Source organism: Niastella sp. (genome assembly GCF_045805085.1).
GTDB lineage: Bacteria > Bacteroidota > Bacteroidia > Chitinophagales > Chitinophagaceae > Niastella.
Map to the genome: position 1 here is coordinate 1 of NZ_JBJMLX010000276.1, position 8,587 is coordinate 8,587.

6 protein-coding genes and 1 pseudogene are annotated in these 8,587 nt (G+C 45.9%); 6 read left to right on the forward strand and 1 reads right to left on the reverse strand.

Annotated features, from left to right (window positions below):
• Positions 1–178 precede the first annotated feature (178 nt).
• A complete protein-coding gene (locus tag ACJ751_RS14370) occupies positions 179–517 on the forward strand; it encodes a DUF6496 domain-containing protein (RefSeq protein WP_407746191.1) in 339 nt (112 codons plus the stop codon).
• A 239-nt stretch (positions 518–756) separates the two neighbouring features.
• Here ACJ751_RS14370 and ACJ751_RS14375 read toward each other — a convergent pair whose 3' ends face one another.
• Complete coding sequence (locus ACJ751_RS14375; protein ID WP_407746192.1) at positions 757–1,239, reverse strand: inorganic diphosphatase; 483 nt, start codon at positions 1,237–1,239, stop codon at positions 757–759.
• A 69-nt stretch (positions 1,240–1,308) separates the two neighbouring features.
• On the opposite strand from ACJ751_RS14375, the gene ACJ751_RS14380 reads away from it, so the two are divergent.
• The 5 genes and pseudogenes from ACJ751_RS14380 to ACJ751_RS14400 form a co-directional block, all read left to right on the forward strand.
• Positions 1,309–1,797 carry a DUF421 domain-containing protein gene (locus ACJ751_RS14380; protein ID WP_407746193.1) on the forward strand — a complete coding sequence of 163 codons (489 nt, stop codon included), beginning with the start codon at positions 1,309–1,311 and terminating at the stop codon, positions 1,795–1,797.
• A gap of 10 nt (positions 1,798–1,807) precedes the next feature.
• On the forward strand, positions 1,808–3,352 hold the full coding sequence (locus tag ACJ751_RS14385) for an FAD-dependent oxidoreductase (protein ID WP_407746194.1): 1,545 nt from the start codon (positions 1,808–1,810) through the stop codon (positions 3,350–3,352).
• Between the two features lie 23 nt (positions 3,353–3,375).
• A complete protein-coding gene (treZ, locus tag ACJ751_RS14390) occupies positions 3,376–5,265 on the forward strand; it encodes a malto-oligosyltrehalose trehalohydrolase (protein WP_407746195.1) in 1,890 nt (629 codons plus the stop codon).
• A gap of 20 nt (positions 5,266–5,285) precedes the next feature.
• The gene (treY, locus tag ACJ751_RS14395) at positions 5,286–7,952 is read left to right on the forward strand and encodes a malto-oligosyltrehalose synthase (protein ID WP_407746196.1); all 2,667 of its coding nucleotides are present in this window, start codon (positions 5,286–5,288) and stop codon (positions 7,950–7,952) included.
• Positions 7,953–7,962: 10 nt separating this feature from the next.
• A pseudogene (locus ACJ751_RS14400) lies at positions 7,963–8,587 on the forward strand (glycogen debranching enzyme GlgX); the annotation flags it as partial.

The following is an 8,587-nucleotide window of genomic DNA, read 5'->3' on the forward strand; positions in this document are numbered from 1 at the left end:
GCTTAAGATTTTTACCAATTCGAATAAGTAAGTTTTTATCAAATAGTTCCATACTATAGGCACTCACAAAAATATTGCCTTTGCTTTAGCGCCAGGATGTAGACATTCATCTACACTCTTCACTGGTAATGAAATTGAAGCGAATAACAGTAATTATTAATCCTTTAAATTATTTTTTATGGCTAAATATTCAAGAGGGGCCGGTAAGAAAGTTAAAAGGGCCATGCATGAAATGAAAGAAGGAAAACTAAAGAGTGGCAGAAGCGGCCGAAAGGTAAAAAACCGTAAACAGGCAATTGCCATTGGATTGTCTGAAGCCCGCGAGGAAGGCGCCAAAGTACCTAAAAAGAAATCAGCTTCAAAGAAAAGCGCTTCAAAAAAAAGCGCTACTAAGAAAAGTGCCGGTAAGAAGAGTGCCGGTAAGAAGCGGGCTACTACTGCTAAAAAGAAATCTCCTGCCAAAAAGAGATCCGCAGCAAAAAAACGGACAACCCGGAAAAGATCAACAAGCCGTTAGCGCTGACTAACAGACACGGTCTTTAAATAAAAAGCCGAAGTAGGAGGTAAGAAGTAGGAGGTAAGAAAATACAAGATCTTCTTACTTCTTATCTCTTATCTCATGCTTCCTTTATTAACTGTATCAACGCTATCAACTTCCTTCTTTCTTCTTTCTTCCTCTAAACCTTCTTCGTCCTCGTTAACTTGTTAACTTGTTAACTGGTCAACTGGTCAACTGGTCAACTGGTCAACTTCCTACTACTCCCTGCCGTTCTTTATCATCTTGCTCGCCTTCTCCGGATCAACTATTCCCAAACAGGTAAATACTTTTCCATCTACTTTGTTGTAATTGATAAAAAACTCTTCGATCTGCTTATTGTGTTCTTTCCCTAATTGGTCAATGTTTTCAATGGGTGAATAGGTAATGGAACCTACCGGCACACAAAAATACCGGTCGTTGCGAACGGCTTTTTTCCCTTCTTTTCCCTGAACGGCTTTCAAGGCGCCTATAATTCTGCAGGTTAGGTGGGCGCCCGTAAAGCTGCCAAATTCTGACATCACCAGCGCATCCAGCGGGTCGCCATCTTCACCAACGGTGTCGGGAATAAACCCGAAATCATAGGGGAATACCATGCCCAATGGCAACAGCCGTTTTAGCTTGAAGAGCTTTGTTTTAGGATCATATTTGAATTTAGCCTGCGTAGCTCTTGGCGATTCTATTACTACTTCAATCGTTTGCATATGCCTTTTACAATTATAATTGCAAAAACCTTTCCGGTGTCATGGTTCGTTTTTTGAAGTATGTTTTTAATGGATTGGGCTTTACAATTGTTTGGACAAGGTACAGACCTGACGGCGCTTCAGATGAGTATGCGGGGCATTACCATATTTATCCTGGCGCTGGCGCTTATTCGGATTTCCGGCAGGCGTTCCTTTGGACTGCATACCCCCCTCGATAACATCATCACCATATTGTTGGGAGCTGTTTTAAGCAGGGCAGTGGTAGGGGCTTCTCCGTTTATCCCGGTTATCATTTGTTGCCTGGTCATTGTATTGATACACCGGTTGCTGGGCTTCCTTGTTTCGCGCAACGAAAAGCTCAGCAGTATAATAGAAGGTGACAAAATGCTGCTGTTCAAAGATGGCCATTTCGTTGATGAAAATATGAAAAGAGCACAGGTGTGTAAGGAGAATGTGATGCAGGGCGTCCGGGAATCTGCTTCTACAGAAGACCTGTCAAAAATTGACAGGGTGTATATAGAACGAAACGGGGTTATAAGCGTGATAAAAAAACAATAAAATTATCTATATGATTACAAGAGATGGCGCATTGCCCAGTTTATGGCAACAGACGGTGGAACCACTGCCCTTTAATAATGAGGCGCCGGCTGCCAAATACGATGTAATTATTGTAGGTGCTGGCATTACCGGTATCAGCCTGGCCCTTCGGTTACAAAGTGCAGGGCTGCAATGCCTGGTGCTGGAAGCTCATAATTGCTGTTTTGGTACAACCGGCGGCACCACAGCCCATCTTAATACCCTCTTGGATACACCTTATACTACCATCATAAAAAACTTTGGGGAAGATAATGCCAAACTGGTGGCGCAGAGCGTAAAAGAAGCCATTCATCATATTGAAAAGAATATAGAAAATTACCAGATCGATTGTGGTTTTGAAAGAACAGCGGCTTACCTGTTTGCGCAGAATGACGATCAACAAAAAGAATTGCAGGATATAGTTGCAGCCTGCGAAAAAGTGAGCGTGCCGGTGAATTATTCAAACAATATTCCCGTAAACATTCCATTCACAAAAGCCATTGAAATTCCCGCACAGGGAAAGTTCAGTCCGGTTAAGTATGTCTATCAACTCGCCAAAGCCTTTATAGCGGCAGGCGGCCGCATAATAGAGCAAACGGCGGTTACCAATCATACCCATAGAACTGATGAAGTGACCAGTGTGGAGATCATAGAAGTAGAAACAAATAATAATTATATCTATATAACAAACGCATTGGTGTATGCTACCCATATACCACCAGGTGTAAACGTGTTGCATTTACGCTGCGCACCCTACCGGTCATATGCAATGGCAGTAAAGTTAGGGGATAAATATCCTGATGAATTGTGTTATGATATGTATGACCCTTATCATTATTACAGAACACAGGTAATAGATGGCGAGCCCTATTTTATTGCAGGTGGCGAAGACCATAAAACCGGTCATGAAGACAATACCACCGCTTGTTTTAATAGATTGGAGGCACATATAAGAACGTATTTCAATGTAGAAAGTATTACACATAAGTGGTCATCACAATATTATGAACCGGCAGACGGGTTGCCTTATATCGGCGAATTGCCAGGCGCGCGACCCAATGTGTATGTAGCCACCGGTTATGGTGGCAATGGCATGGTGTACAGCCAGGTGGCCACCATACTTTTATCGGACCTTATCTTAACGGGCGCCAGTGCCTATAAAGACCTGTTCGATCCCAATAGAATAAAACCTATTGCCGGGTTTGCCAATTTTATTAAGGAGAATGCCGATGTGGTAAAGAACCTGGTAAGTGGTTTGGTAACCCGCAGCCAGTTGGATTCACTGTCTGAACTGGCCCATGGCGAAGGGAAAGTGGTGGTATATGATAAACATAAGATCGCCTTATATAAAGATGGCGATGGCAACCTGCATGTGCTGAACCCCACCTGCACGCATTTAAAATGCAGCGTGGCGTGGAATGCGGCCGAGATGTCCTGGGATTGCCCCTGCCATGGCGCTCGGTATTCCATTGATGGCGATGTGTTGAATGGCCCAGCCAGTATGGACCTGAAAAAGATCGATCTAAAGGAAGAATAAAGATCCTGTTGATGGAAAAATATATGCCAGTGACTGTTGTTACTGGCATATATTTTTCAACCATTTACCGAAAGATAACCGTGATTAACACCTATATCCCTATTGGCGCCATGCCAAAAACAAATGGTCAGTGTACGTTTACTGTCTGGGCGCCTGAATGTACTTCGGTTCATGTGGTTTTAGAAGCCTCGCCTGAATTGCCCTGGCCTATGGAAAAAGGGGAGTTGGGTTATTGGACGGTAACCATTGACGAGGTAAGGCCGGGCATGCAATACTGGTATAAATTAGACAACGAACTGCAACGCCCTGATCCGGCTTCACGCTGGCAGCCCCAGGGGGTGCACGGTCCTTCTGAAGTAACCGACACTTCCTTTAACTGGACAGATGATGAATGGCAGGGCATGGAACTGGCAGAAATGATCCTGTATGAATTGCATACCGGCACCTTTACGGCGGCCGGTAATTTCCAGGGCATTATTTCCAAACTCGATCACCTGCAAACGTTGGGTATAACAGCTATTGAACTAATGCCCATTGCCCAGTTTCCCGGTCATCATAACTGGGGATATGATGGGGTGTTTCCCTTCGCCATCCATAATGAATATGGCACCGCCGCCGATCTTAAGCAACTGGTAAATGCCGCCCATCAGCGGGACATCGCCGTTATATTGGATGTGGTGTATAATCATGCGGGGCCTGAAGGGAATTACCTGCCCAATTTCGGCCCTTACTTTACTGATAAATATAAATTGTTCTGGGGCGGCGCGGTAAACTTTGACGGCGCCTGGTGCGATGGCGTTCGTAATTATTTTATCCAGAACGCCCTGATGTGGCTCGGGGAGTTTCATATAGATGGCCTGCGGCTCGATGCAGTACATGCCATCTTCGACAGCAGCGCCCTGCATATTATGGAAGAACTGACCACCCAGGTAAGATTGCTGGAACAACGGGTGCAAAGCAGAAAACTACTGATAGCTGAATTTGACCTGAACAATCCACGTTATATCTCACCGGTTGCGCAAGGCGGTTATGGCCTGGATGCGCAGTGGGTTGATGAGTTTCATCATGCATTACATTCGGCCATCACCGGCGAACAAACGGGGTATTATGAAGATTTTGGCCCCCTGGAAGACCTGGCGCTCTCCCTGCAGAATTCGTATGTATATACCGGGCAGTATTCAAAACACCGCAAACGCTGTTTTGGTAAAATACCTGCCAATACCGGGTACAATCAATTCATCGCCTTTGTGCAGAACCATGACCAGGTAGGCAACCGCCTGCTGGGCGACCGGCTTAGTACGATAATATCTTCCGATGGGTTGAAGCTGGCGGCAGCCACCCTTATGCTGTCACCCCATGTGCCGCTGTTGTTCATGGGTGAGGAATATGGCGAAAAGAATCCCTTCCTGTATTTTACCACGCATTCAGATAAAGTATTGATTGAACAATTATGCGAAGGCCGGCGTAAGGAGTTTGCCGTGTTCAACTGGGAAGGCGAAGTGCCCAATCCGCAGGACGAAACCATCTTCAATCAATCAAAATTAAGCTGGCAAACAGATGAAGTACCGGGTTTGTTTAAGTTGTATAAATACCTGATCGCTTTTCGTAAGGAACAACCGGCATTACAAAACTTCCGGCGCGATGATGCCGTTCGGAACATCCGCATTCAAAACAAGGTGTTGCATTTTGAGCGGCATGGCAATGACGCCGTGCTGATTATTTGTTTAAACCTGGGAAAACAACCCGAGAACATTCAATTCGAAAAGGTCTGTACCAAAGTGTTCGACACCTCCGATGTGGAGTGGAATGGTCCCGGCAGCCTGGCGCCGTCGATAGTGCAACCCGAACAGCCCTTCCTGGTAAATCCGATGGCTGCTCTTGTTTTCGAAGTAACAAAGAAGGTGGAAGAATAAATAATAAGGAGTGTGTTTTTATGAGGATACCTGTATCTACTTATCGGTTACAGTTGAATGCTGCATTTAACTTCAACAAGGTAGAAGCAATTATAGCCTATTTACATGAGTTAGGCATTACCACCATTTATGCAAGCCCGTTCTTTTCGGCCGCGGCAGGTAGTATGCATGGCTATGATGTATGTGATCCCTATACATTGAATGGTGAAATTGGCACTGTTGACCAGTTATATCGGATCAACGGGGCGTTACAGCAAAAAGATATGACCTGGCTGCAGGATATAGTGCCCAACCATATGGTCTTTGCCATGAGCAACCTGCGCCTGGCCGATGTACTGGAACGGGGGCCGCATTCCCCTTATTACAACTGGTTCGATATTGACTGGCAACATCCCGATCCGTTGCTGCATGGAAAACTGATGGTGCCTTTCCTGGGCAGGCCATTGCCGGAATGTTTACAGCAACAGGAAATTAAAATAGATCTGGGCCCGGAAGGCTTTGTAGTAAAATATGGTGAAAACATTTATCCGCTTTCCATTGGTGGGTATGAACCATTGTTAGCTCTGCTGCACCAGGAAGATGTAGGGCAGCTGATACAGCAACTGCGCGCCGAGGCGGAGCAGGACTGGCCTTTATACTCCTGGCGCGAAATTAAGGCCGGTCTTATACAATCGTTCCTTGCCAATGAACCCGCTGTAATGGAAGTACGCAAGCTGCTGGAAGTCATAAACAGCGATGCCCGGGCAGTACAAAATATCCTGGAGCGACAGTATTACCAGCTTTGCTTTTGGCAAAAGGCCAACCAACTGATCAATTATCGCCGGTTCTTTGCCGTTAATGAGCTCATTGCCGTGAACATGGCCAACGAAGAAGTATTTTATGAATACCACCAGCTGTTGCACAACCTGTACCGGCAAAAGGGGGTGCATGGGTTACGGGTTGACCATATAGACGGGCTGGAAAAACCGGTTGAATATTTACACCGGCTGCGGCAGTTCTTTGGTGAGGATTGTTATGTTATAGTAGAAAAGATCCTGGAACAACACGAACACCTGCCCAACAACTGGCCGGTGCAGGGCACTACGGGGTATGAATTTACTTCCCACATCAACTGGTTGCTGACCAATATGGAGGGCGCCCGCCGGTTGAAGCTCTTTTATACATCGCTTTTCCCCGGCCTGCCGGATTATAAAACCATAACGTTTGAAAAGAAACGCCACTTCCTGGAAACCTATATGGGCGGTGAATGGAGTAACCTCGTAAGAAGCCTTTACAACCTGCAATTGGTGCCCGAAACACTTAAGGCGGATGATGCCAAACAGGCGCTCGCGCTGGTGATGTGCTGTTTGCCGGTGTACCGGTTATATCCTGATGAAGAAGCGCCCGACAGCAAGGCGCAACAAATAATTGAACAAACATTTCAGGAAGCTATAACAAGAGGATCTGAATGGCGGGAAACCCTGCAATTATTGCAAACCATCTGGGACCTCGATGAAAACGATCCTGCCATTAATTTACGCCGGCTCGAATTTCAAAAACGGCTCATGCAGTTTACGGGTCCGCTTACGGCCAAAGGCGTGGAGGATACTACTTTTTACGTATACAACGCCCTGTTAGGACATAATGAAGTAGGGGACACGCCCAATAAGGAGAACTATACGGCGCCCGATTTTCACCAGTGGATGCAGCAACGGCAACAGCAATCTCCATTTTCGTTAAATGCCACTTCCACCCACGATACCAAACGCGGGGAAGATGGCCGGTTACGCGTGAATGCGCTTACCTGGTTTACAACCGAATGGCAGCAGGCAAATGAACAGTGGCGGTTGATCAATGCCTCCTGTAAAGAAACCCGGGATGGGAAGTCCATGCCCACAGGAGAGGACGAGTATTTTATTTATCAATCCCTGGTAGCCGGTTTTCCCGCCGATGAGCAGGTAACACCTGAATACGTGGAGCGGTTGAAAGCCTATTATATAAAATCGATCCGGGAGGCAAAACTGTTTACCAACTGGCAGTCGCCCGAAATGCAGTATGAAGAAGCAGGCTGCCGGTTTATTGAAAAGATCTTACGACCCGATCATAATTTTGTAAAAAGCTTCCTTCCGTTCTTTAAACAAATAGTGGCGCATGCACAACTTTTGTCGCTGACCCAAACGCTGGTGAAGATCACCGCGCCTGGCGTGCCTGATATTTACCAGGGCAGCGAAGGCTGGAATACCAGTTATGTGGATCCCGATAACCGCCGCCCGGTTGATTTTGAGATCTATAAACAATATCTGGAAGACATAAAAGAATGGGCACAGAAAGGCCCGGCAGAAATGTTGAAATATATTACCTCAAAAAGAGAAGAAGGATTGGAAAAGTTTTATGTTACCGGGAAAAGCCTGCAATGCCGGCGGCAACTGGCGGCAGTCTTTTTGCATGGCGAATATATACCCTTATACACATCCACTAATTGTGGAATTATTGCTTACGCACGACACTATAAAAAGGAGTGGGTGCTGGTGATAGCTCCGATCTCGATGAAAGAACAGGTAACCAATTGTTCTATAACCCTGCCAGCCGATGCGCCGGTAAAATGGCAAAACGTTTTTACAGGCGAAACAGTTGAAGCTGCAGGAGATTTACCAATACATACCATATTCAGCAATTTCCCGGTTGCATTGCTCACCGGAGAAGTTTAAAATTTACAATATGATAGCGGAAAAAAAATTAGGGACAAATCCGTCCCTCGAAACGGTATTTTCAGGCATTTACCCCGGAAAGGCTTTTCCATTAGGATCGATGTATGATGGAAAAGGCGTTAATTTCTCCATTTACAGCGAACATGCTGAGGAAGTGGAATTGTGTCTTTTCGAAAACCTGGATAGTAAAACGGAATTCGTAAAAATAAAGCTCAAGGAGCGCGAACATCACATCTGGCATATCTATGTAGCCGATCTGAAACCCGGGCAGTTGTATGGTTACCGCGTTAACGGGCCATATGATCCGAACGAGGGAAAACGGTTCAACTCAAATAAATTATTGTTGGATCCCTATGCTAAGGCTATATCAGGGACCATCGACTGGCACGACAGTGTGTTTAGTTATAAAATGGGCGAAGATGATCTGAGTCTGAACGGTACCGATAGTGCGCCCTATATGCCGCGATCGGTGGTAATAGATCAGCAGTTTGACTGGGAAAATGTGCAGAAGCCCAAAATACCTTACGACCGGTCGGTGATCTATGAACTGCATGTAAAAGAATTTACCCGGCTGAACCCGGATGTGCCGGAGGAATTACGGGGCACTTATGCCGGTCTGGCGCATCCGGCTACGA